We start from the raw sequence: 24,661 nt of genomic DNA, 5'->3' as shown, positions 1-24,661 counted from the left end.
TAATATTCTACATTCTTTCATAAAGAAAATGTAAAAATTATAAAAAAACAGGATGAAACTTACATTTTCTTAAAGAAATGAAATATCTTTAGACCTCCAAAAATAAAATTATTAACCCTAAAAACCTTATCTATGGACTTAACACGTTACAAAGTTATCCAAAACACAAAAATCAACTGTGAAGATTTTGTCTTCGTAGACCCTCAACATCTAAAACACCCTCTGCCTCCACTTGTTTCTGTAGAAAACTTCATCAGTGCAGGAGGAGTTCCTACATTAAAAATAAGAGCAACTTTGTACATAAACTCAGAGTTTACTCAAAACCCAATAGTTTCAGTACCTACACTAAAAGAGACATCTCTTGAAATTTACTTTGATTATGACTATACTGAAGATACACCTGAAACTTGTGATGTTTGGTATGTTGAGATAGATTATTATTCTACAGATGTAACTCAAATAAAAGAAGTTATCTCTTATTTAAGAAACGTTGATCCTGAAACTTCTAGAGGAACTAAAACTGGAGTGGGAGACTAATAGAATACAAAATAGAAAATTACAAAAACATCATTTACTTTAATTAGAAAATGATGTTTTTACTTAAACCATTAATATTTAAAAGTTATGTTTAAAATTAACTTTTCTATTTTACTACTTTTTCTTTTATGCCCTTTCTTTTTTTTCTCACAAAACAAAACCACCAATAAGATTTTCAATATTGAAAGCAAAAAAAAAGCGATTACATTTAAAAAAGAAATTCATTTTAATAAGGCACAATATTATTTCGAAGAAAACAATTGGGACTCGACTTTAGTATACTCCATGAAGCATTTAAGCAGCAGTGGTAATAAGGAATTAAACGACTATTGTCATTACTTTAGAGGTTTTAGTTTAAATGAAAAAAAATTATTTACAGAAGCAAAATCCGAGTTAAAATTAATATCGAAAGATTTTACTTTTTATCCATTAGTAAATAAAGTTCTAGGGGAAATTTCTCTGCAATTAAAAGAATTTGAAAAAGCAATTGAATATTTTAATGCAATAGAAAAATATCCTTATTCAAGTAAACAAGGATTTAAAGTAAGTACTATTTATCAAAATATTGGGGTTTGTTACTTACATCTTAACAAATTCAAAAAAGCAGAAGAATATCTTTTTAAAAGTAAAAAAATTGGAGAACAAGAAAAAGATAATGAGGCACTTATTTATATTTATATGAATATTGCAAATCTCTATTATTTACAATACCAAGATGCAAAAGCTATTCCTTATTTTGAAAAAGCATATTTGTATTCTAAAAAAACGAAAAATTTCGATAAAAAAGAATCCACGGCATTTAATATGGCGATGGTAGAAGAAAATAAAGGCGATTTAAAAAAAGCTTTAGAATATAGAAAAGAAGCTGAACAATGGAAAGATTCTGTACATAATCAAAATAAAATTTGGGCTGTTGCTGATTTTGAGAAAAAATTTGCGGTAGCACAAAAGCAAAAGGAAATCAAAGTATTACAGGTAGAAAACAAATTAAAAAACACCCAGCGTAATGCATTATTTTTCTCAGCAATTGCTCTTTTATTAATTTTAACCGGCGGTGTTTATTTATATGCACAAAGAGTGAAAAGCAGTAAAATTATTTTACGCCAGAAAAACAAACTTGACGAACTAAATGCCACTAAAGATCAATTATTTTCTATAGTAAGCCATGATTTACGTTCTTCAGTAAATGCTTTAAAATCCAGTAATTCAAAATTATCTGCCACTCTCGAAACCAAAAATTATGATGAATTAAATCAATTAATTGTTCAAAACAGCAGCATTGCAAACGGTACTTACAGCCTTTTAGATAATTTATTACATTGGGCATTACTACAGACTAAACAATTGTATTTTCATAAAGAATCGATTCATTTGCATTCTGTAATTCAACAAATTGCATACAATTATAAACCTTTATTACTGGAAAAAGCCATTACATTTGAAAATCTGGTTTCAAAAAGCATCTTTTTGTTTGTAGACCTTGATTCACTAAAAATTGTATTTAGAAATTTATTAGACAATGCGATAAAATTTTCGAAAGAAAATGGACAAATTACCTTTTCTGCAAATGAAATCGATTCTGATTATTGTCAGGTCATAATTCAGGATAAAGGAATTGGAATGAGCAGAAACACCATCGACGAATTGCTTCAGGAAGGCGAATTACTGGCTAAAAAAGGCAATTCAGAAATTATTGGAACCGGTTTGGGTTTACAGTTATGCAAGCAGATGATTAAGAAAAACAGCGGTACATTTGAAATAGAAAGTGAACTCAATAAAGGAACTAAAATGATATTAACTTTTCCAAAAACAAAATGAAATGGATAATATTAATGTTTTAATTATAGAAGATACTCCGGAGCAAAGTGATGCTCTTGTAAAAGTATTACTCGAAAACAATTATAATATAGCCGGAGTTGCTGTTAACTTTACAGATGCTTTAAAGTTATTTTATGAGACTGTTGTTGATGTAATAATTATAGATGTTTTTCTAGACGGAAAACCAGATGGAATAACGTTTGCTGAATCTATAAATATAATTCCGCAGGCATCAAAGCCTTTTGTGTTTTTAACTAGTTCTCAGGACAGACAGATTTTCGAAAGAGCAAAACTTACCAGACCATTTAGCTTTTTAATGAAGCCCTTTAACGAACTGGAAATATTATATGCCATAGAAATGGCTGTCGAAAAGTTTTATGAACAAACCAATGTATTCCTCAGCGAAGAACAAAACACTGTTATAAGTAATGATTCATTATTTATTAAAAAGAAAAATTCCTTAAAGAAAGTTGCCCTGGAAGATATTCTTTACATCGAAGTTGAAGAACGTTATTGCAACATCATCACTGAGAAAGAAAAATTTGTAATCTTAATTTCGCTGACAAAAATCAGTGAACTGCTGGATAAAAACAAATTCATAAAAACACATCGTAACACTATAGTAAATTCTGCTAAAATTGAAGAAATTTTCCTTACAGACAATCTTATTATATTAAAAGGAAACCATCGAATAAACCTAAGTGACACCTATAAGGATTTCATAAAAAATATGAACATCTTGTCATAATGCTAAAAAATGCACACAAAACTAAATCCTCTTTCTATAAGGGGATTTTTTTTGTTTTTGAAAGAAAAAGTTTAAGTGGCAGAGTCTTCAACATCTTTCATGACACAAAAAAGAGCTTTTATGACATTTTCATAACAATTTGCTTAGATCAAATTTACTTTTACCCTACCTAAATCAAAACAATGATAGATGAAAACAGCCACGATAAAACAACCAGAAATGAAAATTTTACCAATTCTCAAAAAAATAATAAACAATCCCTGGGTTGGCGTTGCAGTTTCATTAGCTATAATAATTCCGAGTTTATATAAAATTCTGGATGATGTTACTGTTTTAAGAATAGAATATGTTTTACTTGCCGTCTTTTTCCCTTTATACATAAAATCATTAAAGAAAATATTTGATCAAATTCTAGACAGTTCAGATGATTCTTTTGAGTAAGTATCCATAGAAACTCTTTTTGCCCAAAAACATTTCACCTAAAACCCTTGTTTCATACTAATGGAATAGGGGTTTTGTCACAAAAAATAAATTTTTTATTACATTTTAACAATTTTGCCCTTTGTTTATAATCTTTTTTTGATAATTTTAGAGCTTCCAAAACAATCATCAAAAACCATCGAATCCTTTGAAAAATTATCAAAAAAACTTCGTTTTCCTCATTTTATTTGGATTATTTTTAAACATTTATGTTATTCACAGCCAAACAAATAACGAAATAAATACTTACAATTGGTTTGACAAAACTGTTGGCAAGGGCAATTTGGATCTAAATAACGGCTTGCCACATACAAACCCTTTCAGACTAATTGATGACAGGCATCTTTATCTTGTTGACAAATATGACATAGGAAAAGTAACCTATGACGGACAAAATTATTACGATGTAAAACTAAAATACGACATCTATCGCGACCTCTTAGTTTTAAATCCTTACGGAGAATCTGAAAATATCGGGATAAATCTTAATAAGAGTAAAGTTGAGTCTTTTTCAATTGAAAATAAAAATTTTATCAAAATTGATAAAAAAAATGAGACTGTACCGGAATTTATACCAGGCTATTACGAAGAAACAAAAATTTCACCTGATTTTGTTTTCTATATAAAACATCATAAAGACCAGCAAAAGACTGCAACAGAGGCTGGTTTGTTTTATTTTTTCAAAGAAAACAATTCTTTTTTTATAGATCTTAAAAATAAGATTTATCCAATTAAAGGAAAAAGTGATATTATCAAACTTTTTCCTGATCAAAAAAAGCAGATCAATGGGTTTTATTTAATGAATAGAGAACTAAAAAAATCTGACTTAAATCAATTCATGCAAAATTTAATAAAATATATTTCTAATTCTCTTTCTATTCAAAATAAATAAGACAAATGAAAAAAATTTTACTTTCTTTAATTATTTTATTCTCATTTCAATTGTCTATTGCTCAGAATTCTAATGAGAAAATTACTATCACCTTTAAAGACGAAACTTTAGAAAATACAATAAAACGTATTGAGTCTGCCGCATCTTTAAAATTTTATTTTGATCCTATCTGGCTTAAGTCTAATAAAGATTTGATTTCGGGTACTTACTCCGATGCCAAAATTGATGATATTCTTAATTCCGTTTTAAGTAAAACCGATTTAAACTATATTGTTTTAAAAAACAAAGTAATTTTAACTCTTAACAGTACAATTCACGACAAATTACCATCAAATTATTTTACTGATGCACCTGTTGAAACCAATCAAAATACCGGAAATGATCATTCTGACAATCCTGTGTTTTATCAGCAGTATGATTCTCTAAATAGTTATAGTGTAACTAAAAAAGCTTCAATCGTCTTTATAGGTAAAGAGAATAAAGACAATATAAAAAGAAATTACACTATTACGGGTTCTGTTAAAAACGAAGAAACCGGAAAAGCAGAAGCAAACATTTTTATTAAAGTAAGAAACAAAAACATCAGCACATCAAGTGATCCTGATGGGAACTACACTTTACAGCTTCCTAGAGGAATAAACGTTATTGAGATTAAATCTTTAAGCCATAAAGAAGTCGTAAGGACTTTAATGGTTTACGACGACGGAACATTTGATATCAATGTTAACGAGAGATCGAATCAATTAGATGAAGTTGTAATCAAAAAGAAAGGACAAAAAACTACCGAAACGACTGTTTCTGGTTTAGTTTCTATTGATATAGAAGGAATTAAAAATGTTCCGTTAATTCTTGGAGAAAGAGACATTTTAAAAGTAGCCACAACATTTCCGGGTATTAAAACTACTGGTGAAGGATCGGCAGGATTTAACGTACGAGGAGGAAAAGACGATCAAAATCTTATTCTTTTAGACAACGCTGTTTTATACAATCCGCAGCACTTTTTAGGTTTCTTCTCGGCAATTAACCCATATACAGCAAAGAAAGCAGATATTTACAAAGGAAGTATTCCTGCAGATTTTGGAGGAAGATTATCTTCTGTATTTGATATTGCAACAAAAAATGGAAATCCAGAAAAGTTTTCAGGTGAAGGAGCTATAGGTCCAATCACCTCAAATCTTACTCTAAGCATGCCCATCCAAAAAAATAAATCAAGCATTATTTTTGGAGGCCGAGCCACATACTCTGACTGGATTTTAAAGTCTCTTGATGATGAAAATTTAAAAAACAGTCAGGCAGGCTTTTATGATGGTATTTTAAAGTATAACAACGCTATTAATGCGAATAACAATTTAGAGGCTACTGCTTACTACAGCCATGATCGTTTCAGTCTAAGCTCAGATTCTATCTACAAATACAGCAATAGACTTGCCTCTTTAAAATGGGATCATACTTTTAGCAAAAAGAGTAAAGGTGCCTTAATTTTTACAAATAGTGAGTATAAATTTAACATTGACTACGATTCTAATGATGTGAATTCATTTGATTTTGGATATAAAGTAAATGAATCACAGCTTCAGGCAAAATTAAACTATCAATTAACTCCAAAGCATAATTTATCTTATGGTTTAGCGAGTAAATTATATAACATTTCTCCAGGTTACCAACATCCTAAAGATCCTAACTCTCTATTAATACCAACAGATGTGGAAAAAGAAAGAGCATTAGAATCTGCTGTCTATTTAGCCGACAGTTATAAGGTAAATGACAAATTACTATTTGACCTAGGATTAAGATATTCGTTTTATGCCTCGTTAGGAGAAGCCAATGTAAACAGTTATCAGCCTGGGCTTCCTTTAAGTAATGAAACAATTACCGGAACAACTCATTATAACAAAAATGAAGTTGTAAAAACTTACGGAGGAATCGAACCTCGTTTAGCGGCACGTTATTTTCTAGCTGAAGATCTTTCTATTAAAGCAGGTTATGACATGACACGTCAATACATCCACTTATTATCAAGTAATGTAACCCAATCTCCAACAGATACATGGAAATTATCAGATTCAAATGTAAAACCTCAAACTGCGCAGCAAGTTTCTTTAGGCCTTTTTAAAACATTACAAGACGAAGAATACGAAATCAGTCTTGAAGGATATTACAAAAAATCGAAAAATATTCTAGATTACAAAGTTGGAGCACAGTTGCTGCTGAATCAAAATGTTGAAACAGAATTATTACAAGGCGAAGGAAAAGCGTATGGTGTTGAATTATTGTTAAAAAAATCAACAGGAAGATTAAACGGATGGATTGGTTACACCTATTCTCGCACTTTTATTAAACTTGACAGTCAGTTTAGTTCAGAAATAGTAAACAATGGAAACTTTTTCCCAGCAAACTTTGATAAACCACATGATTTAAGTGCAATTTTGAATTATAAATTCACAAAACGCTACAGTTTATCAACAAATTTTATGTATCAAACTGGAAGACCAATCACTTATCCTATTGGTACATTCCAATACGGAAACTCACAATACACATTGTACAGTGACAGAAATGCCTATAGAATTCCAGATTACATACGTTTAGATATTGGACTTAACATTGAAGGAAACCATAAAATTAAAAAATTAGCACATAGTTTCTGGAACATTTCAATTTACAATGTTCTTGGAAGAAACAATCCATATTCTATTTATTTCGTAACAGATCAAAATGGAAAAGTAAAAGGTTATAAAACATCTATCTTCTCAATACCAGTACCAAGTATTACCTATAATTTTAAATTTTAATACTAAAATGAAAAATTACAGCCAATATAAGACCGCTGTTTTACTTGTAATTGCTATTGCAGTTAATGGCTGTACGGAAACGTATCCATTAATAACCAATAGATTTGAAGATGTACTGATAGTTGAAGCTAACTTAACCAATGAACTAAAAAAACAGGAAGTAAAACTTACGAAATCTGCAAAATTTGAAGACGAAAGTTATCTCTCAGAAAGCGGAGCAGAAGTTTTCGTTACTGATGATGCAGGCAATAAGTTCAATTTTAGTGAGGATTCTGAAAAATATATTTCAAATATAGAATTTAAGGCCTCAGCTAATACCAAATATCAATTACACATTAATACCAAAGATGGCAGATCTTTTGAATCATCACCAGAGATACTTACAACGGCTACACCTATGCAGAGCGTAGTGGCTGCAGTTGAACAAAAAGATGATATTACTGGTATTGGCATTCGTGTAAATAGTTTCGACCCTACCAGTACATCAACTTATTACAGATTTGAATATGAGGAAACTTACAAGGTTATTGCTCCAAAATGGCTGCCAATAAAATTAGATTTGAGTAGTGGATCACCTGCGTTTGTATCGAATTCATCAGATACAAAAACCTGCTATGGCTCTAAAAAAAGTGTAGAACTAATGCTGCTCAATACAAACAATCTAAAAGAAGATCGGGTACAGTATCTAATTAGATTTATCAGTAATCAGGATTACATCATTACACACCGATACAGTATTTTGGTCAAACAATATGTAGAAAGTTTGCCTGCTTACAGTTATTACAATACACTTAACAAAACAGCAGAATCTGGAGGAACTATAACTTCTCCTACTCAGCCTGGCCTTTTGTTGGGAAATTTAAGATCAATTAATGGTAATAGTAAAATAGCTGGATATTTTGATGTTTGCTCAGTATCTACAGAACGAATTTATTTTAACTGGGAAGATTTATTCCCAGGTAAATTTCCGCCTCCTTATTATACAGACTGCACACAATTTTGTTATGCAGAAGAACCAAACAATCCTGTTCCCTGCACACATTGTTGTTCTTATATGCAGGATCTTCCTCTAGAAAAAATAACCTACTTTTCTGGAGACGGCATCAATAACCTCGAAACATTTTGGGTAGATGCACCATGTGGAGATTGTACAAAAATTGCGTCTAACATAAAACCTACGTTTTGGGTAGATAACTAAAAAACGATAATTTCTTAATAAAAATCAAAATCAGATTAAAAAGAACATATCAAGCCAATGAAGTTTTACATAATAAAAAATATAGCTCTCATATTACTTATTGCCATCCTTTTTAATGGTTGTACAGAAGCATATCCGTTAATTACCAACAGATATGAAGAAGTGTTAGTAGTTGAAGCCAACATAACCAACGAGCTTAAAAAGCAAGAAATAAAACTTACCAAATCTGCAAAATTTGAAGATGAAGTATATCTTTCAGAAAACGGAGCAGAAGTTTTTATTACAGATGATGCTGGCAACAAATATAACTTTACTGAAGATTCTGAAAAATATGTTTCTGATATAGAATTTCAGGCAATTCCTAATACTCAATATCAATTACACATTAATACCAAAAATGGCAGATCTTTTGAGTCATCACCAGAAACACTTACAACTATAACCCCTATGCAAAGTGTAGTGGCAGCAATTGAAGAAAAAGATGACGTAAATGGTGTTGGCATTCGTGTGCGCAGCTTTGATCCTGCTCACACATCAACCTATTACAGATATGAATATGAAGAAACCTATAAAGTTATTGCTCCAAAATGGAGACCAACAAAAATTGAATGGGTTTCTAGCACAAATACTCCTATTTTCACGCCAAATTCACCAGACACCAAGACTTGCTATGGCTCAAAAAAAAATATAGAATTAATGCTGCAAAGCACAAACAGCCTAAAAGAAGATCGGGTAGATTATCTAATCCGTTTTATTGACGACCAAAATTACATTATTACACACAGATACAGCATTTTAGTCAGACAATATGTAGAAAGTCAAGCAGCATATAATTATTACAACACCTTAAAAAAAACTGCAGCCTCAGGAGGCACTATTGTTTCTCCTACTCAACCAGGTTTTTTATTGGGGAATTTAAGAGCCGTTAATAACGATAGTAAAATAGCAGGATATTTTGATGTTTGCTCAGTATCAACAGAACGAATTTATTTTAACTATGAGGATTTATTTCCTGGAAAGTTCCCACCTCCTTATATTATAGAATGCAAAGAATTTTGCTATTCAACAGATGAAGCTTTGGTACCTGATCCTTGCTCGCATTGGGGCCACTATGCAGATGATTTATCTCTTGAAAAAATAACCTATTATTCAGGAACTGGAACTGGCGGTTTTACCTATTGGGTTGATTCACCGTGTGGAGATTGCACTACTATAGCTTCTAACATCAAACCGACATTTTGGACAGATTAAAAATATTTTTTCACTTTCAGGAAACGAAAACGCACTCTTATCTCAATTAAAAATGAAACTATTTTAAGTAATGAAAATTTATAAAATAAAAAATATAATTCTATTTATATTTCTTGCAATCGTTTTTAGCGGATGTACAGAAACATATCCCCTTTTAACAAACACTTACGAAGAAATAATTGTTGTTGAGGCCACTTTAACTAATGAACTGAAAAATCAAGAAATAAAAATAACTAAAACTTCAAAGTTTGAGGATGAAGGTGTTCAGGTTGAAACAGGTGCAAAAGTTACTATTAAAGACGATCAAAATAATGAATATTTATTTGTAGAAAATAATGGCATTTACAAATCTCAGTCTGTATTTCAAGCAGTTCCAGAAAGAAAATACACTTTAGAAATAGTTACTAAAGATGGGAAAATTTACCAATCTACTCCTCAAACCTTAACTACAGTAAATCCTATTGAAAGCGTTGTACCAGCACTTGCGACTAATAAAGATAACGAAACAGGAATCCAAATAATTGTAAACTCTTTTGACGCTGCAAAAACTTCAAAATATTACAGATACGAATACGAAGAAACATACAAAATTGTTGCACCAAGATGGAGTACTTTAAAAATTATCACAACTGGCCCGCAATCTGTTGAGTTAATTAATAATGATCCCAACACAAGGATTTGTTATTCAAATAAAAACTCAACTGATATCATTTTGGTAAATACCAATGACAAAACAGAAGATCGTGTAAACTTGCCAATACGATTTATTGAAGAAAGTAATTATATAATTGGTCATCGTTACAGTATAATAGTAAAACAGTATATAGAAAATTTAGAAGCTTATACTTTTCATAAAACATTGAGAGATGTAGCAAGTTCTTCTAGTATTTTATCTCCAAAACAGCCCGGTTTAATTTCTGGAAACATAAAATGTATTAATGATTCTAACACAAAAGTTATTGGTTTTTTTGATGTAGCTTCTTACTCAGAAAAAAGAATATTTTTTAATTATAGTGATTTTTTCCCTAACAAACCTATACCGTATTTTAATACCTGCGACGATATTCCTTTTAAATTTTGTTTTGGCGGAGAAGACTGTGAGGGAGAAACCATGATCTATAATATTAATAGAGAGCTCATGACCTATATTGGAAACAGCGGCATAATTTATACTTTAGTAGACTCCGTATGTGGAGACTGTACATCATTTTCATCTAACGTAAAACCTTCATTTTGGATAGACTAAAACACATAATTTTATTGTTTGTATTAATTAATACACAATTAAGCAGCGCACAACAAACTATTGCAATAGATGAAACTGTATTTGTTCATACTAATGCAACAACCCTTGTCTCAGGTGAAACTTTATTATATAAAATTTACTGTCTAAAATCATCTGATAAAACACCAAGTAACATTAGTAAAGTTGCTTATGTAGAATTAGTTGATGACAGCAAAAAATCAGTTTTTAAAACAAAAATTTCTCTTGAAAATGCTGTCGGACAGGGAGATTATTTCATTCCGACAACTTTAAAAACAGGTAGTTATAAACTAATTGGCTACACCAATTGGATGCTAAACAAACCCTTTTCTGAGTTATTCCAATTAAATATTAATATCGTTAATCCTTATAAAGTTGATGAAAAAACATCTGCCTTGAACATCTTAGCAAATGGCTCAAACACATCTAGTGAAAATTCGGCTAATGAAAATATTACATTTAAATTGAATAAAAAAATATTTACAAATCGAGAATTTGTTGATTTAAAAATTCAATCCTTAAATAATAGTTTTCGCGATGGAACATATTCGCTTTCTGTCAGAAAATTAGACAATATCCCAACTCAAAATCAAATTTCTGCAGTAAAATTTTCTTCTGCTGTTTCATATCCAATCGTAATAGATTTACAAAAACAAGATCAAAAAATAATACTGCCTGAACTTAGAGGTGAAATTATCTCCGGCAAAATTACGGCTAAAAATAATAGCGATAAAATTGAAAACCTTTCAATAGGATTGTCTATTCCTGGAAAATCATTTGCTTTTGAAGTAGTAAAAACAGATCGTGATGGTAATTTTATTTTTAACGTAAGTAAAACATTTTTTACATCAAACATTATTATTCAAATTATAGATGAAAAAGCAAACAACTATGATGTTGTAATAAATAATGCACCTGAAATTGATTACTCTCAAATATCTTTTGAAAAAGATTCTAAATTATCTTATACTTTCAAAGAAAGTCTTTTAGAAAGATCTATTTCAAGTCAGATTGAAAATGCTTATTACCATAAAAAAGTTGATAATATAGAGAAGGCTCCCACATCAGACGCATTTTATTATCCGCTGGCAAAAGAATATATTTTAGATGATTATACAAGATTTAAAACTTTAAAAGAGACAATAACCGAAGTTGTAGTAGAAGTTTATTCGAAACAAAAAGATGATAAAATTTATCTACACGTAAATGATCCAAGCATTTTTCCTCAGCTTCCAGAATCAGCACTTGTCTTGGTTGATGGATTATACTTAGAAAACCAAAATGATTTACTAACTTACAATATGAAAAATGTATACAAAATTGAAATTATTGTGGGAAGATATTATGTTGGCGCAAAGTCATTTAACGGGTTAATCAGTTTTACAACATTTGATAAAGATTTCAAAAGCACACAAACAGGCTCTTTTATTGCAAAACCAACTATTTTAAGACCACAGCCAAAAAAGATATACAACAAGGTTAAATATGAAAATACGGTTGACAACGAAAGAATCCCTGATTTTAGAAATCAGTTGTTTTGGAATCCTGATGTACAGCTAAATCAAGATTCAGAAACTTCATTTTATACTTCTGATCTTTCCGGAACTTTTGAAATAAGACTGGAAGGATTTACGAAAAGCGGAATCCCGGTTTCTATTAAAGAAAATATAGAAATTCAAAATACAAGCGCAAATTAATTTACAATTGTAAAAAACATAAATTACTAGAAACCTGTCTATAACTAGACAGGTTTTTTATTTTTTGAAAAAAAACAAAATTTTTTTGACCTAAATTGTAACTTTTTTGAAACCTCATACGTATAACTACTTGTACACTTAAAAAATTGAGGAGACAAATAAGATGAGACAACTTAAAATCACCAAGCAGGTAACCAATCGTGAAACTGCATCGTTAGATAAATATCTACAAGAAATCGGAAAAGTTGACCTAATTACCGCTGATGAAGAGGTAGAATTAGCACAAAGAATAAAGGCTGGTGATCAAAGAGCTTTAGAAAAATTAACAAAAGCCAACCTACGTTTCGTTGTATCGGTTGCTAAACAATATCAAAACCAAGGATTAACTCTTCCTGATTTAATTAATGAAGGAAACTTAGGGCTTATCAAAGCAGCACAGCGTTTTGATGAAACTCGTGGTTTTAAATTCATTTCTTATGCCGTATGGTGGATTCGTCAATCGATTCTTCAGGCTCTTGCAGAACAATCACGTATTGTACGTTTACCATTAAACAAAATTGGTTCTATCAATAAAATCAACAAAATGTATGCATTATTAGAGCAGTCTAATGAGCGTCCGCCTTCTGCTGAAGAAATTGCAAAAGAACTTGACATGACTGTAAATGACGTAAAAGAGTCTATGAAAAACTCTGGTCGTCACTTATCAATGGATGCACCTCTTGTTGAAGGTGAAGATTCTAACCTTTACGACGTATTACGTTCTGGAGAATCTCCAAACCCAGACAGAGAGTTAATTCACGAATCATTACGTACTGAAATCGAACGTTCATTAGAAACATTAACGCCAAGAGAGGCAGATGTTGTTCGTTTGTATTTTGGACTTGGCGATCAGCACCCAATGACTTTAGAAGAAATTGGAGAAACTTTCGACTTAACTCGTGAGCGTGTTCGTCAGATTAAAGAAAAAGCAATCCGTAGATTAAAACATACTTCTAGAAGTAAAATTCTTAAAACTTATCTTGGTTAATCACCAAAATTCCGACAAAAGAAATTACAAATTCCAATTACTTGGAGTTTAATTTAAAATTTCTTAATTTGGATATTAAAGCAAACAACAGTTTGATTGACTGTTCGTTTTTTGATTGATGATTGAAACTCCGGCTGATTACCGGAGTTTTTTATTTTGCATTTTGAAAATTTAACCGCAAAGCACGCTAAAATTTACGCAAGGTCCGCAAAGTTTTTTATTGTTTTTTTTAAGCACACAAAGCTTTGCGAACTTTGCGTTTTTTTTCACAGAACCTTACAAGCCAAAAATCTTTGCGTGCTTTGCGGTTAAATTACCACGCAGTACATAAAAAATTTATCTTTGTAAAAAAACAACACACACTACAATGAAAAATACATTTATTGCTCCTTCAGTTCTTGCTGCCGATTTTGGCAATTTACAGCGCGATGTCGAAATGATAAACAACAGTCAGGCTGATTGGTTTCATATCGATATTATGGACGGAGTTTTTGTTCCAAATATCTCTTTTGGAATGCCGGTTTTAGAAGCCATTTCAAAACATGCAAAAAAATATATCGATGTGCATTTAATGATTATTGATCCCGATCGATACATTAAAACTTTTGCCGATTTAGGAGCAAATGGATTAACAGTTCATTACGAAGCCTGTACACACTTACACAGAACTCTTCAGGCAATAAAAGCCGAAGGAATGAAAGCTGGTGTTGCCATAAATCCGCATACCAATATTGATCTTTTAGAAGATGTTATAAACGACATTGACTTGGTTTGTATCATGAGTGTAAACCCTGGTTTTGGCGGGCAGTCTTTTATCGAAAATACGTATGCAAAAGTTAAAAAACTAAAAGATTTAATTACACGCAAAAACGCATCCACTCTTATCGAAATTGACGGTGGTGTAACGAACAAAAATGCAAAACAATTAGTAGAAGCAGGAGCTGATGTTTTAGTTGCCGGAAGCTTTGTTTTTAAAGCAGAAAACCCAATTGAAACAATCGCAGATTTAAAAGTCCTTACTGTTTTTTAAATTTTTTAAATTCGGAAAGAAGTCAATTCCTGTCATTTTTTCTACCGTTTCAATAGGAACTACGAAATCATAAATAGACTTGTCGCTGTCTTTATTTGGAACTAAAAAAGCAATTGCTTTGTGTTCTTTTCCTGATTTTGCCAAAACAATTTTATAGAAATATTTAGGAACAGAAACCTTTTCTGTTCCTATTTTTTTATCTGTATCTTTCAAAACACCACCTGTAACAACATAAATATCATTGTATTTACCTGCCCAATAACGTGTTTTTTGTTCTATTCTATTCCAGATTCCGCTGTTGAAATCATGTTTTTGAGGAGAAATATTCGAAGTATAAAAAGTATCGTTGTATGCTTCTTCACTAAATTCCATATCGCCTGCCGGGCAAAGGTGGCCTTTATCGTAACCCGATTTTTTATAATTTCTCCAATCAGCAGAACCTGTTGTCACTTTTGGATCTTCGATAAAATAAGGACGTTTAAAATTTCCATTTTTCAAATATTCCTTTTTTAATTCGTAAGCAACCCATTCTGCCTGTTCAAATTTTTCATTATAAGAAAGTGTATAATATTTATGTTTAACGATTTGATTGGTTGTTGAAGTTGGTTCATAAGAAACAGAATACAATGAGCCTGTATTATTACTTTGATCAGAAACAAATGAACTTTGTTTCTGCCCTATCTCTTCTTTATCATCTGTATGTATTACATTATTTTCTTTTTTACAAGAAAAGGCCATAAATGCAGCCAAAAAACAAATTAAAGCATTCTTCATAAATACTATATTTTATCTAAAAAAAACGCTCCATAAATTACTATTTAAGAAGCGTTTTTCAATAACAAATTAAATTTTCTAAAATTAAGATTTTACTAATTTCTCCTTTTTCATTTTAGGTGAAACTGTAGTTTTTACATAAGAAGGAGACTGTAAATCGTCTAAAACATTTAATGCTTCCTCAACATATACATCTTTCGATAAAGCTTGGTGCCAAGCTTCTCTTTTCTCTTTCAATGTAGCATCATTGTTCATTTCCTGCACTTCATAAGGTAATGATTTAAAAACCAGATTATTTTTGTAATCAGAAATTGGTTTGTATTTTTTACCTTCATTTTCAACTTGTTCCTGAGTTTCTTTAAAACTCTTAATGTTCAGGCTGTATGTATTTTCTTTGTTCTTAACATCAATCCATTTTGCATTGTCTTCAATTAATTTAAACTGAGGATTTTCTGCAATTCTGGTTCTGCTTTTCTCAATAGCTTTACTAAAATTCTGGTTAGAAGTCCACGTACTGTAATCAGCAGGATCAATTTTATCCCAAGGCATTGCGTTGTCAATATCACGCTCACCCATTTTTAAATAAGCATAACGATCCGGCATTACAACATCACTGTGAACACCTTCTAATTGAGTAGAACCACCGTTAATTCTATAGAATTTTTGACCTGTAATTTTCAAAGCACCTAAATCTCCATAATTTGCATTACGAACAAATTGGTTTAAATCAAGTACATTTTGTACCGTTCCTTTACCATAAGTTTGTTTACTTCCAATGATAACGCCGCGTTTGTAATCCTGAATAGCTGCTGCTAAAATCTCAGAAGCCGAAGCAGAGAAACTGTTAACCATAATTACCAATGGTCCGTCCCACTCTATTTTTTTATCTTTATCGTATAAAACCTCTTTCTTTTTTCCAGCAGATTTTACCTGAACAATTGGTCCTTCTTCAATAAATAAACCTGCAATATCAACAACTGTAGAAAGAGATCCTCCTCCATCGTCACGAACATCAAGAACGATTCCGTTTATATTTTCTTTTTTCAGTCTTTCTACTTCAAGGGCAATATCTTTTCCGGCATCACGACCGTCTTTGTTTTCAAAATCGATATAAAATTTAGGAAGATAAATAACGCCGTATTTCAATCCATTTTTTTCAACAATACTAGATTTAGCGTAAGTTTCTTCAATTTCAACCACATCTCTTACAATTGAAATTACTTTAATACTTCCGTCAACTTTTTTAACCGTAAGTTTTACTACAGTTCCTTTATGTCCTTTGATTTTTTTAACAACATCGTCAAGACGCATTCCAACCACATCAACCGGTTCTTCATTACCTTGAGCCACTTTTAGAATTAAATCTCCTGCTTCAAGTTCTTTTCCTTTCCATGCTGGTCCGCCTGAAATTAACTCATCAATTTGAGTAAAGTCATTTTTCTTAGTTAATCTTGCTCCAATTCCTTCTAATTTACCACTGATATTTACATCAAAACGATCTTTTTCTTCTGGTGCAAAATAACTTGTATGCGGGTCAAAACGAGCCATTATAGAATTTAAATATACTGAAAACCAGTAATCTTTATTTAAATCTTTAATAACACTAAAATTGTCATCTAATGATTTTAAAGAACTTTCACGAGTTTCTTTTTCTAGAGTTTCAAATGATTTTTCTTTGTAAGCTGGATCTTTTTTCTTTTTCTCTTCTTCAATTTTCTGTTTTGTTACAAGTGAAGAAAGAGTCGAAAGTTTAATTTGTTTTCTCCATCTTTCATTAATTTCATTTAAATTCTTTGCATACGGAATTGTCTCATAATCTGCATTAAAAGTCTCATCTGTGCTATAATTAAAAGGCTGCGCTAAAATAGTTTTATAACGTTTTTTACTCTCTTCCATTCTTTTCATTAATCTTGTATAAGTTAAATTAAAGAATGTTAAGTCTTTGTTTAAAAACTGATCATCAAGCATTAATTCATATTGCTTGAACTCATCAATATCCGACTGCAGAAAGAACCTCTTTGAAGGGTCTAATGCATCGATATAATCCTTAAAAATACCTTTTGAAAAATCGTCATTTATTTCTGCCGGACTATAGTGTCCTTTTTCAATAACAAAAGCCAGTAATTCTAAAAGTGTCTTGTCTCTATTTGGATCCGGATCATCATTCTTGTCAGCATTTATCTTAAAAGCAAACAGGGTTAAAGACAAGCATAATACGGCTATAAGTATTTTATAATTTCTTTTCATAAACTTAATAATAGCATTCATCAAATTTTTTAATCTAAGTTACGGTAAAAACTATGCCAACATGCCAAGATCAGTATAATTTTTTGTTAAAGATATAAAAATGTTTATCGCTCAAAAGTGTTCCTGAATTTAGTTTACAATTTTTATTTATTTGTTAGTATTCTACCAAAATCTGTTACTACATTTGCTTTTACAAGCTTTAATTTTGAAAAATCAAAAATAGCAATCTTATCATGAAAGACGAAAAACCCTTAATATTAGTAACCAACGACGACGGAATTCTAGCTCCGGGAATTAGAGCTTTAATAAGCGTTATGGAAACTATTGGCGATGTTGTTGTAGTTGCTCCAGACAAACCTCAGAGCGCAATGGGTCATGCCATCACCATAAATAACACTTTATTTTTAGATAAAATTTCTAAAGATGATGACACAATTACAGAATACAGCTGTTCTGGAACTCCTGTTGATTGTGTAAAATTGGCAGTAAATGAAATTTTAAAAAGAAAACCAGATTTATGTGTTTCCGGAATTAACCACGGATCAAATTCTTCGATTAATGTTATTTATTCCGGAACTATGAGTGCAGCTGTCGAAGCAGGAATTGAAGGAATTCAGGCCATTGGTTTTTCACTTTTGGACTTTGACTGGAATGCCGATTTTGAACCGGCTAAAGCATTTGTGAAAAAAATAACTTTAGAAACACTTAAAAATAAACTGCCTCCCGGCGTTGTTTTGAATGTCAATTTCCCAAAATTGAGTGAAAAAGAAATTAAAGGAATAAAAGTCTGCCGTCAGGCTAAGGCTTATTATGCTCAAAAATTTGATAAAAGACAAACTCCTTTTGGCAAAGATTATTACTGGCTGACAGGCAAATTTACAAATGAAGACAATGGCGAAGATACAGACGAATGGGCTTTAGAAAACGGATATATTTCTGTCGTTCCGGTTCAGTTTGATTTAACGGCACATCATACTATGCAGCAACTTAATACATGGAAATTAAATGGATAAAAAAGAATTTATTATTGGGTTTCTTGTTGGAATCTTTACAGCTCTTTTGGGCAGTTATTTGTTTATCAAATTCTTTACAAATTTTGATATTTCTACCGGAATTCGAACTATAAAAGAAATGGGATATTTGGGAAAAATAATTACAATTGGAACCACTTTAGACCTTGCTGTTTTCTTAATTCTTTTAAACCGAAATAAAGAAATGATGGCCAGAGGCGTGATTTTAGCCGTGATTGTTCTGGCAGTTTCAACCATAATTATTTAAATCCTATCTTTGTGCTGCAATAAAAATTTGTTGATATGAAATACTACATAATAGCCGGCGAGGCTTCTGGAGATTTACACGGTTCAAATTTAATGAAAGCCTTATATGAGGAAGATCCTCAGGCCGAAATTAGATTTTGGGGTGGTGACTTAATGCAGAAAGCCGGCGGAACTTTGGTAAAACATTATCGCGATCTTGCATTTATGGGTTTTGTTGAAGTGCTTTTTAATTTAAAAACCATTTTAAACAATATAAAATTCTGCAAAAAAGATATCTCTGAATTTAAACCTGATGTTTTAATTTTTATTGATTATCCGGGCTTTAATATGCGTATTGCAAAATGGGCCAAAGAACTGAATTACAGAACTCATTATTATATTTCTCCTCAAATCTGGGCCTGGAAAGAAAATCGCATCAACGCCATAAAACAAGATGTTGACAGAATGTTTGTAATTCTGCCTTTTGAAAAAGGTTTTTATGAAGACAAACATCATTTCCCTGTAGATTTTGTTGGCCATCCGCTAATTGATGCTATTCAAAATCAGCCAGCTTTTAATGAAGCAGCTTTTAGAGAAGAAAATAAATTAGGAGAAAAACCTATTATTGCTGTTTTACCGGGAAGCCGTAAACAGGAAATTACCAAAATGCTGAGCGTAATGTTAAGTGTTGTTGACGATTTTCAGGATTATGAATTTGTTATTGCGGGCGCACCAAGTCAGGATTACGAATTTTACCAGCAGTTTATAAAAAACAAAAACATCGCATTTGTATCGAATAAAACGTATGATTTACTGCGTTCTTCAACTGCAGCTTTAGTTACTTCTGGAACAGCAACTTTAGAAACAGCACTTTTTAAAGTTCCCGAAGTGGTTTGTTACAAAGGAAGCGCTATTTCATATCAAATTGCCAAACGAATTATTACTTTAAAATATATTTCGCTTGTTAATTTAATTATGGACCAGGAAGTTGTAACTGAATTAATTCAGGGCGAATGCAATACAAAACGCATCAAAGAAGAATTAAACAAACTGCTTGAACCTTCTCACCGTGAAAAACTGCTAAAAAACTATGATATTTTAGAACAAAAACTTGGTGGTGTAGGCGCAAGTAAAAAAACTGCAAAACTTATTGTTGCCGATTTAAAATCTTAAATATTTCTGTTTTGAAAAAAATATTCGTTTTCCTTCTTCTATCGATCGTATTCGTTTCTTGTAAATCGACTTCAACTGTTGCAGGCAAAAGCACGAGCAAAAACGAATCTAAAAAAGAAAACAGATCTCTGGTAAAGAATTTAATCGATACTGCAACAGATAATATTGGTGTAAAATACAAGGCCGGAGGAACTACAAAAAGCGGTTTTGACTGCTCTGGATTAGTTTACACTACTTTTGAATCTGAAAATATAAAACTGCCTAGAAGTTCTTTTGAACAGGCAAAAATTGGAAAAGTAATTCCGCTTAATGATGCAAAAAAAGGAGATTTAATTTTCTTCAAAACGAACAAAAGCAGACAGATTAATCACGTTGGACTTATCACGGAAGTAAATTCAGACGAAATAAAATTTGTACATTCTTCAACTTCAAAAGGGGTTATAATATCTTCTACAAAAGAACCTTATTATAAAAATTCGTTTGAACAAGTAAACAGGGTTTTAGAATAATCACATCTAAAAAAATATATTTATTTTCTTACAAATATTTAATACTTTTACCTGATGAAAGTATTAGATTTTCCTTTAGTTAAAATAACAATTCCCTTTATATTTGGACTTTTAGTTTCCTATTATTGCCAGCCGCCACTAAAAGCATCTCTCATTTTTCTTGGTTTTTCAACAATCTTGTTTTGTGCTTCGTATTTTATTTCAAAAAGAAATAAAAGAGCAAAAACATTTTTTAGCATCAACAGTTTTCTCATATCCTTTTTTGTTGGGATATGCGTTTTGCTTTTCCACACTGATACTTTTGACAAATCTAATTATACATACTCAAAAACTGTTTTTGAAAACCAGCAGTTCATCACTTTTACTTTAAGAGAAAAACTCAAAAGCAATGATTATAATGACCGATATATTGGCCTTATAAACAGCATTGGTGACAAAGTTTATTCAGGCAGAATTATTGTCAATATTCAAAAAGACAGTTTAAAAAATCCTCTTATTATTGGAAATACAATTAGAGTTGAAACTACTTTACAAAGAACCGTTTCGAGCAAAAATCCAAATCAGTTTGATTATGCAAAGTATTTATCAGACAAACAGATTTACGCACAGTTATATTGCAAAAAGTCAGAAATAAAAGTCAGCAGGACAATTACAAAAGATATTTGGTATTATTCCGGACGTTTGCATTCTACTATTCTCAAAAATTTAGAAAGCGCTCATTTTAATAAAGACGAAATGAATGTTGCACTGGCTCTCATTTTAGGACAGCAGCAGGAAATTTCAGCAGATATAATCAAAGATTATCAATATTCGGGAGCTACACATGTACTTTCTGTTTCGGGACTGCATGTTGGCTTTATAATGCTTTTTATAATATTTGTTTTAAAACCAATTCCAAATACCCGGAAAGGTTCTGCAATTAAATTAGTTACTATTTTAATTTCTCTGGCCGGTTTTGCTGTTATTTCTGGTTTATCGCCTTCTGTATTACGTTCTGTTGTGATGTTCTCATTTGTAGCCATTGGAAATCATTTACGTCGAAGCGGTAATATTTATCACACTTTATTAGTTTCCCTTTTATTGATATTGCTTTTTGAACCGTACTTTTTATTTGATGTTGGATTTCAGCTGAGTTATTTAGCTTTGTTTTTTATTGTTTGGCTTCAGCCGGAATTAAACAAAATCTGGAAACCAAAAAATAAATTTATTCTATATATATGGAACGCACTAACGGTTTCTTTTGCAGCACAAATTGGCACATTGCCCTTGTGCCTGTATTATTTTCATCAATTTCCGGGATTATTTTTTGTAACCAATATTATAATTCTGCCGGTTTTGTCTTTTATAATGATTGCAGGAATTATCGTTATGATATTTGCCATTTTCAAAAGTCCCCCCGAAATATTGGTTTATATTTTTGAAAAAAGCATTTTCATTCTAAATCAACTAATTCATTATGTAGCTTCATTTGAATCATTTGTCATTCAAGGTATCAGCTTTAATTTTTATTACTTGATAACGCTGTATCTTGTAATAATAAGCGCCACAATCTGGTCTCAAAAACCAAGTTACAATAAACTCATTGCAGTATTTATATCAATAATTTTATTTCAATCTGCACTGATTTATACTAAAAGAGAAATTTCAAATCAAAAGGAATTAATCGTTTATAATGTGAAGAAAAATACTTTGATTTCTTCAAGAAATGGAAATACTATTACGCTTTTTGCGAGCGATACAACGAGTAACAAAAGTTCAAAAAGCAATATTTTTAACTCTTACTTAGTTGGTAATTTTAGCGTTTTAAATAAATCTCAAAAACTTAAAAACGTATTATTTTTCAAAGGGCATAAAATTTCTATAATTGACAGTACCGGAATTTATGCAAACAGTATATCTCCTGAAATTTTAATTTTAACTCAATCTCCCAAAATAAATCTAGATCGCGTTTTAACACAGCTGCAACCCAAAATTATTATTGCAGATGGTTCTAATTCATATACACTTCAAAGAATTTGGCAGATAAGCTGTGAGAAAAAAAATATCCCTTTTCATGCCACAGCCGAAAAGGGATTTTATCGATTAAATTAAATCTTTTTTATTCTGGGTTTAAAATTAGATCTGAATTTGTGATCCATGTTTTGACACCACCTGAACTATACGTAAGTTTTCCTAATGTATTAAAGTTGGTTTTTTCTTTTCTAATAGTGGCACTTGCATAACAAACTTCGGGAACATTTTCAACTCCAAAAGCGTTCTTTAATCTTATGTTTTGTTCTCGAACCTCGCTGGCAATATTTGGATCAGACAAATCAAGTCTCACTAAAATCACATTTTTTCTAGACCATTTTTCAAAATCTATAGTTTTAAACACTTCATTTTGCAATGCATCAGAAGCACCTGCCGATGTAAATAAAATCAACATTGGTTTTCTTTGTTCATTGCTGAGATTGATTGCTTCTGTCATGTCGGTTTTCCATTCCAGATTTTGCGATTCTGCTATACAGGCAGTTAAAAATAAAAATAGGGTAAGTAGTTTTCGGCTCATATATATTGGTTTTGGTTTGGGTTAAAGGAACTAAATTAACATAAAACCAACATGAAACAAGAGTCTTTAAAACAAATAGTTAGAAAAAAATACATTAAAATGAAATTCTCTTTTTAAGGTTTAATATTTGAAAAAATCGGAAAAAATACCCTGTTAAAATATTAAATGTATAATATACATTTAAAACTGTTTAAAAAAAATATCCCTTTTCAACATACATTGAAAAGGGATTCTACAAATTAAACTAAGAAACTTAATTTAAATTTATTACTCACTCGGATGCAGGATGTTATTTGATTCTGCAATCCACGATTTTGCCCCTCCTGGCTTATAAGAGATTTTTCCAAGAGCGCTGAAGGTCGTTTTATTTTTTCTTACCGAAGCAATAGCATAGCACACTTCTGGCAGATCCTGAACTCCAAAGGCATTTTTTAATCTAACATTTTGCTCTTTATCTCCATCTGAAGCCGTTTCATCTGATAAGTCTAATTTTACCAGTACAACATTGTCGCGCGACCATACAGCAAAGTCTGGAGTTTTAAAGATTTCGTTTTGAAGATTTTCTGGTACACCTGAGGCAGTGAATAGGATTAACATTGGTTTTTTTTGTTCATTACTAATGGCTATTGCATCAGTCATATTAGTTCTCCACGCAAGAGTTTGTGCCTGAACGAAAAATGAACCTAAAAAAAACAGTAGGATAAGTAGTTTTTTAGTCATATTATATTGGTTTTGGTTAGTATAGCATGACGAAATTAACACAATATTTTAATTATCCAAATTATATCACATTAAAAAATACATTATATGTTTTTTTATACATAAATAAATATATAAATAATAATTTCAAAAACATTATATGAAAACCTTTTCTTACTAAACAAAAAAACTCCTTACATTGCTGTAAGGAGTTTATATATGAATTTATAGTTTTAAATATCTTTTTTAAGATTTTTTAGGATGAACAATACCTTCTGCAACTGTTAACCATGCAGATGGCCCGCCGGCAACATATCCTGTTTTTCCAAGGCCTTTAAAGTTAATCTTTCCGTCTTTTGCTTCAGCACTTGTAAAGAATACTGTTGGAAATCCCTGGATTCCAAAAGCCTGCTGTAATTCATTATTTTGACTCTTTAATTCGGGAGTCTGAGGCACGCCTCTTGGATAATCTAACTCTACAAGAACAACATTATCAGCAGCCCATTTTTTGAATTCTGCCGTTTTCAAAACTTCATTTTGCAAACGAATGCACCATCCGCACCAATCACTTCCGGTAAAGAACATTAACATTGGTTTTTGTTCTTTATTACTTATTGTGATTGCTTCTTTAACATCAGTATACCACTTTAGTTCCTGGGCTTGTCCAGCAAATGCTCCAACTACAAAAAAGGCTATTAATAATATTCTTTTCATAATGTAT

The 24,661-nt window shown here is 31.1% G+C and carries 22 protein-coding genes; 17 read left to right on the top strand and 5 right to left on the bottom strand.

Annotated elements, in window-relative coordinates; all coding sequences use genetic code 11:
- Positions 1-132 precede the first annotated feature (132 nt).
- The 12 genes from FJOH_RS07500 (at position 133) to rpe (ending at position 14,734) form a co-directional block, all read left to right on the top strand.
- Positions 133-537 carry a hypothetical protein gene (locus tag FJOH_RS07500; RefSeq protein WP_012023522.1) on the top strand — a complete coding sequence of 135 codons (405 nt, stop codon included), beginning with the start codon at positions 133-135 and terminating at the stop codon, positions 535-537.
- A gap of 87 nt (positions 538-624) precedes the next feature.
- Positions 625-2,355: a tetratricopeptide repeat-containing sensor histidine kinase gene (locus FJOH_RS07495; protein ID WP_012023521.1), complete on the top strand. Its 1,731-nt coding sequence runs from the start codon at positions 625-627 to the stop codon at positions 2,353-2,355.
- A gap of 1 nt (position 2,356) precedes the next feature.
- Positions 2,357-3,103, top strand: coding sequence for a LytR/AlgR family response regulator transcription factor (locus FJOH_RS07490; protein ID WP_012023520.1), 747 nt, complete (start codon positions 2,357-2,359; stop codon positions 3,101-3,103).
- Positions 3,104-3,292: 189 nt separating this feature from the next.
- Complete coding sequence (locus FJOH_RS07485) at positions 3,293-3,544, top strand: hypothetical protein (protein ID WP_012023519.1); 252 nt, start codon at positions 3,293-3,295, stop codon at positions 3,542-3,544.
- A 340-nt stretch (positions 3,545-3,884) separates the two neighbouring features.
- The gene (locus FJOH_RS07480) at positions 3,885-4,475 is read left to right on the top strand and encodes a hypothetical protein (RefSeq protein WP_235023005.1); all 591 of its coding nucleotides are present in this window, start codon (positions 3,885-3,887) and stop codon (positions 4,473-4,475) included.
- A gap of 5 nt (positions 4,476-4,480) precedes the next feature.
- Entirely contained in the window at positions 4,481-7,267 is a 2,787-nt protein-coding gene (locus FJOH_RS07475) for a TonB-dependent receptor (protein WP_012023517.1), read from the top strand.
- A gap of 7 nt (positions 7,268-7,274) precedes the next feature.
- Positions 7,275-8,465, top strand: coding sequence for a DUF4249 domain-containing protein (locus FJOH_RS07470; protein ID WP_012023516.1), 1,191 nt, complete (start codon positions 7,275-7,277; stop codon positions 8,463-8,465).
- 57 nt (positions 8,466-8,522) lie between these two features.
- Positions 8,523-9,716: a DUF4249 domain-containing protein gene (locus FJOH_RS07465; RefSeq protein ID WP_012023515.1), complete on the top strand. Its 1,194-nt coding sequence runs from the start codon at positions 8,523-8,525 to the stop codon at positions 9,714-9,716.
- A 70-nt stretch (positions 9,717-9,786) separates the two neighbouring features.
- Positions 9,787-10,962, top strand: a complete 1,176-nt coding sequence (locus tag FJOH_RS07460) for a DUF4249 domain-containing protein (RefSeq protein ID WP_012023514.1) — start codon at positions 9,787-9,789, stop codon at positions 10,960-10,962.
- A gap of 14 nt (positions 10,963-10,976) precedes the next feature.
- Positions 10,977-12,677 carry a hypothetical protein gene (locus FJOH_RS07455; RefSeq protein ID WP_235023004.1) on the top strand — a complete coding sequence of 567 codons (1,701 nt, stop codon included), beginning with the start codon at positions 10,977-10,979 and terminating at the stop codon, positions 12,675-12,677.
- Between the two features lie 163 nt (positions 12,678-12,840).
- Positions 12,841-13,704: a sigma-70 family RNA polymerase sigma factor gene (locus FJOH_RS07450; protein ID WP_007804760.1), complete on the top strand. Its 864-nt coding sequence runs from the start codon at positions 12,841-12,843 to the stop codon at positions 13,702-13,704.
- Between the two features lie 367 nt (positions 13,705-14,071).
- Positions 14,072-14,734, top strand: a complete 663-nt coding sequence (gene rpe / locus FJOH_RS07445) for a ribulose-phosphate 3-epimerase (protein ID WP_012023512.1) — start codon at positions 14,072-14,074, stop codon at positions 14,732-14,734.
- Here rpe and FJOH_RS07440 read toward each other — a convergent pair.
- Positions 14,711-15,508: a DNA/RNA non-specific endonuclease gene (locus FJOH_RS07440; RefSeq protein WP_012023511.1), complete on the bottom strand. Its 798-nt coding sequence runs from the start codon at positions 15,506-15,508 to the stop codon at positions 14,711-14,713. The genes rpe and FJOH_RS07440 overlap by 24 nt on opposite strands.
- Before the next feature lie 84 nt (positions 15,509-15,592).
- Positions 15,593-17,776 (bottom strand): carboxy terminal-processing peptidase, encoded by a 2,184-nt coding sequence (locus FJOH_RS07435; RefSeq protein WP_012023510.1) that lies wholly within the window; start codon positions 17,774-17,776, stop codon positions 15,593-15,595.
- 212 nt (positions 17,777-17,988) lie between these two features.
- On the opposite strand from FJOH_RS07435, the gene surE reads away from it, so the two are divergent.
- The 5 genes from surE to FJOH_RS07410 are packed head-to-tail and all read left to right on the top strand — an operon-like array spanning position 17,989 to position 22,784.
- Complete coding sequence (surE, locus tag FJOH_RS07430) at positions 17,989-18,768, top strand: 5'/3'-nucleotidase SurE (protein ID WP_012023509.1); 780 nt, start codon at positions 17,989-17,991, stop codon at positions 18,766-18,768.
- Positions 18,761-19,033: a hypothetical protein gene (locus FJOH_RS07425; RefSeq protein ID WP_012023508.1), complete on the top strand. Its 273-nt coding sequence runs from the start codon at positions 18,761-18,763 to the stop codon at positions 19,031-19,033. Before surE ends, FJOH_RS07425 begins: the two co-directional genes overlap by 8 nt.
- 35 nt (positions 19,034-19,068) lie before the next feature.
- Positions 19,069-20,184, top strand: a complete 1,116-nt coding sequence (gene lpxB, locus FJOH_RS07420; RefSeq protein ID WP_012023507.1) for a lipid-A-disaccharide synthase — start codon at positions 19,069-19,071, stop codon at positions 20,182-20,184.
- An 11-nt stretch (positions 20,185-20,195) separates the two neighbouring features.
- On the top strand, positions 20,196-20,693 hold the full coding sequence (locus FJOH_RS07415; RefSeq protein ID WP_012023506.1) for a C40 family peptidase: 498 nt from the start codon (positions 20,196-20,198) through the stop codon (positions 20,691-20,693).
- A 54-nt stretch (positions 20,694-20,747) separates the two neighbouring features.
- Positions 20,748-22,784 carry a ComEC/Rec2 family competence protein gene (locus FJOH_RS07410; protein ID WP_012023505.1) on the top strand — a complete coding sequence of 679 codons (2,037 nt, stop codon included), beginning with the start codon at positions 20,748-20,750 and terminating at the stop codon, positions 22,782-22,784.
- 7 nt (positions 22,785-22,791) lie between these two features.
- On the opposite strand, the gene FJOH_RS07405 is transcribed toward FJOH_RS07410, so the two are convergent.
- From FJOH_RS07405 to FJOH_RS07395, 3 genes are all read right to left on the bottom strand, one after another.
- Entirely contained in the window at positions 22,792-23,241 is a 450-nt protein-coding gene (locus FJOH_RS07405) for a thioredoxin domain-containing protein (RefSeq protein WP_012023504.1), read from the bottom strand.
- Positions 23,242-23,508: 267 nt separating this feature from the next.
- A complete protein-coding gene (locus tag FJOH_RS07400; protein WP_012023503.1) occupies positions 23,509-23,961 on the bottom strand; it encodes a thioredoxin domain-containing protein in 453 nt (150 codons plus the stop codon).
- Between the two features lie 225 nt (positions 23,962-24,186).
- Entirely contained in the window at positions 24,187-24,654 is a 468-nt protein-coding gene (locus tag FJOH_RS07395) for a thioredoxin family protein (RefSeq protein WP_012023502.1), read from the bottom strand.
- Between the last annotated feature and the right edge of the window lie 7 nt (positions 24,655-24,661).

Origin of the sequence: Flavobacterium johnsoniae UW101, assembly GCF_000016645.1 — a bacterium.
Lineage (GTDB): Bacteria > Bacteroidota > Bacteroidia > Flavobacteriales > Flavobacteriaceae > Flavobacterium > Flavobacterium johnsoniae.
The sequence above is the reverse complement of the archived record's forward strand: the minus strand, read 5'-3'. Positions and strand labels throughout refer to the sequence as shown.

Coding starts and splice junctions, on each gene's coding strand:
- FJOH_RS07485 (WP_012023519.1), top strand. CDS start 3,293: ATGAAAACAGCCACGATAAAACAACCAGAAATGAAAATTTTACCAATT.
- FJOH_RS07450 (WP_007804760.1), top strand. CDS start 12,841: ATGAGACAACTTAAAATCACCAAGCAGGTAACCAATCGTGAAACTGCA.
- FJOH_RS07475 (WP_012023517.1), top strand. CDS start 4,481: ATGAAAAAAATTTTACTTTCTTTAATTATTTTATTCTCATTTCAATTG.
- FJOH_RS07495 (WP_012023521.1), top strand. CDS start 625: ATGTTTAAAATTAACTTTTCTATTTTACTACTTTTTCTTTTATGCCCT.
- FJOH_RS07440 (WP_012023511.1), bottom strand. CDS start 15,508: ATGAAGAATGCTTTAATTTGTTTTTTGGCTGCATTTATGGCCTTTTCT.
- FJOH_RS07470 (WP_012023516.1), top strand. CDS start 7,275: ATGAAAAATTACAGCCAATATAAGACCGCTGTTTTACTTGTAATTGCT.
- lpxB (WP_012023507.1), top strand. CDS start 19,069: ATGAAATACTACATAATAGCCGGCGAGGCTTCTGGAGATTTACACGGT.
- FJOH_RS07410 (WP_012023505.1), top strand. CDS start 20,748: ATGAAAGTATTAGATTTTCCTTTAGTTAAAATAACAATTCCCTTTATA.
- FJOH_RS07465 (WP_012023515.1), top strand. CDS start 8,523: ATGAAGTTTTACATAATAAAAAATATAGCTCTCATATTACTTATTGCC.
- rpe (WP_012023512.1), top strand. CDS start 14,072: ATGAAAAATACATTTATTGCTCCTTCAGTTCTTGCTGCCGATTTTGGC.
- FJOH_RS07490 (WP_012023520.1), top strand. CDS start 2,357: ATGGATAATATTAATGTTTTAATTATAGAAGATACTCCGGAGCAAAGT.
- FJOH_RS07460 (WP_012023514.1), top strand. CDS start 9,787: ATGAAAATTTATAAAATAAAAAATATAATTCTATTTATATTTCTTGCA.
- FJOH_RS07400 (WP_012023503.1), bottom strand. CDS start 23,961: ATGACTAAAAAACTACTTATCCTACTGTTTTTTTTAGGTTCATTTTTC.
- FJOH_RS07500 (WP_012023522.1), top strand. CDS start 133: ATGGACTTAACACGTTACAAAGTTATCCAAAACACAAAAATCAACTGT.
- FJOH_RS07405 (WP_012023504.1), bottom strand. CDS start 23,241: ATGAGCCGAAAACTACTTACCCTATTTTTATTTTTAACTGCCTGTATA.
- surE (WP_012023509.1), top strand. CDS start 17,989: ATGAAAGACGAAAAACCCTTAATATTAGTAACCAACGACGACGGAATT.
- FJOH_RS07395 (WP_012023502.1), bottom strand. CDS start 24,654: ATGAAAAGAATATTATTAATAGCCTTTTTTGTAGTTGGAGCATTTGCT.
- FJOH_RS07425 (WP_012023508.1), top strand. CDS start 18,761: ATGGATAAAAAAGAATTTATTATTGGGTTTCTTGTTGGAATCTTTACA.
- FJOH_RS07435 (WP_012023510.1), bottom strand. CDS start 17,776: ATGAATGCTATTATTAAGTTTATGAAAAGAAATTATAAAATACTTATA.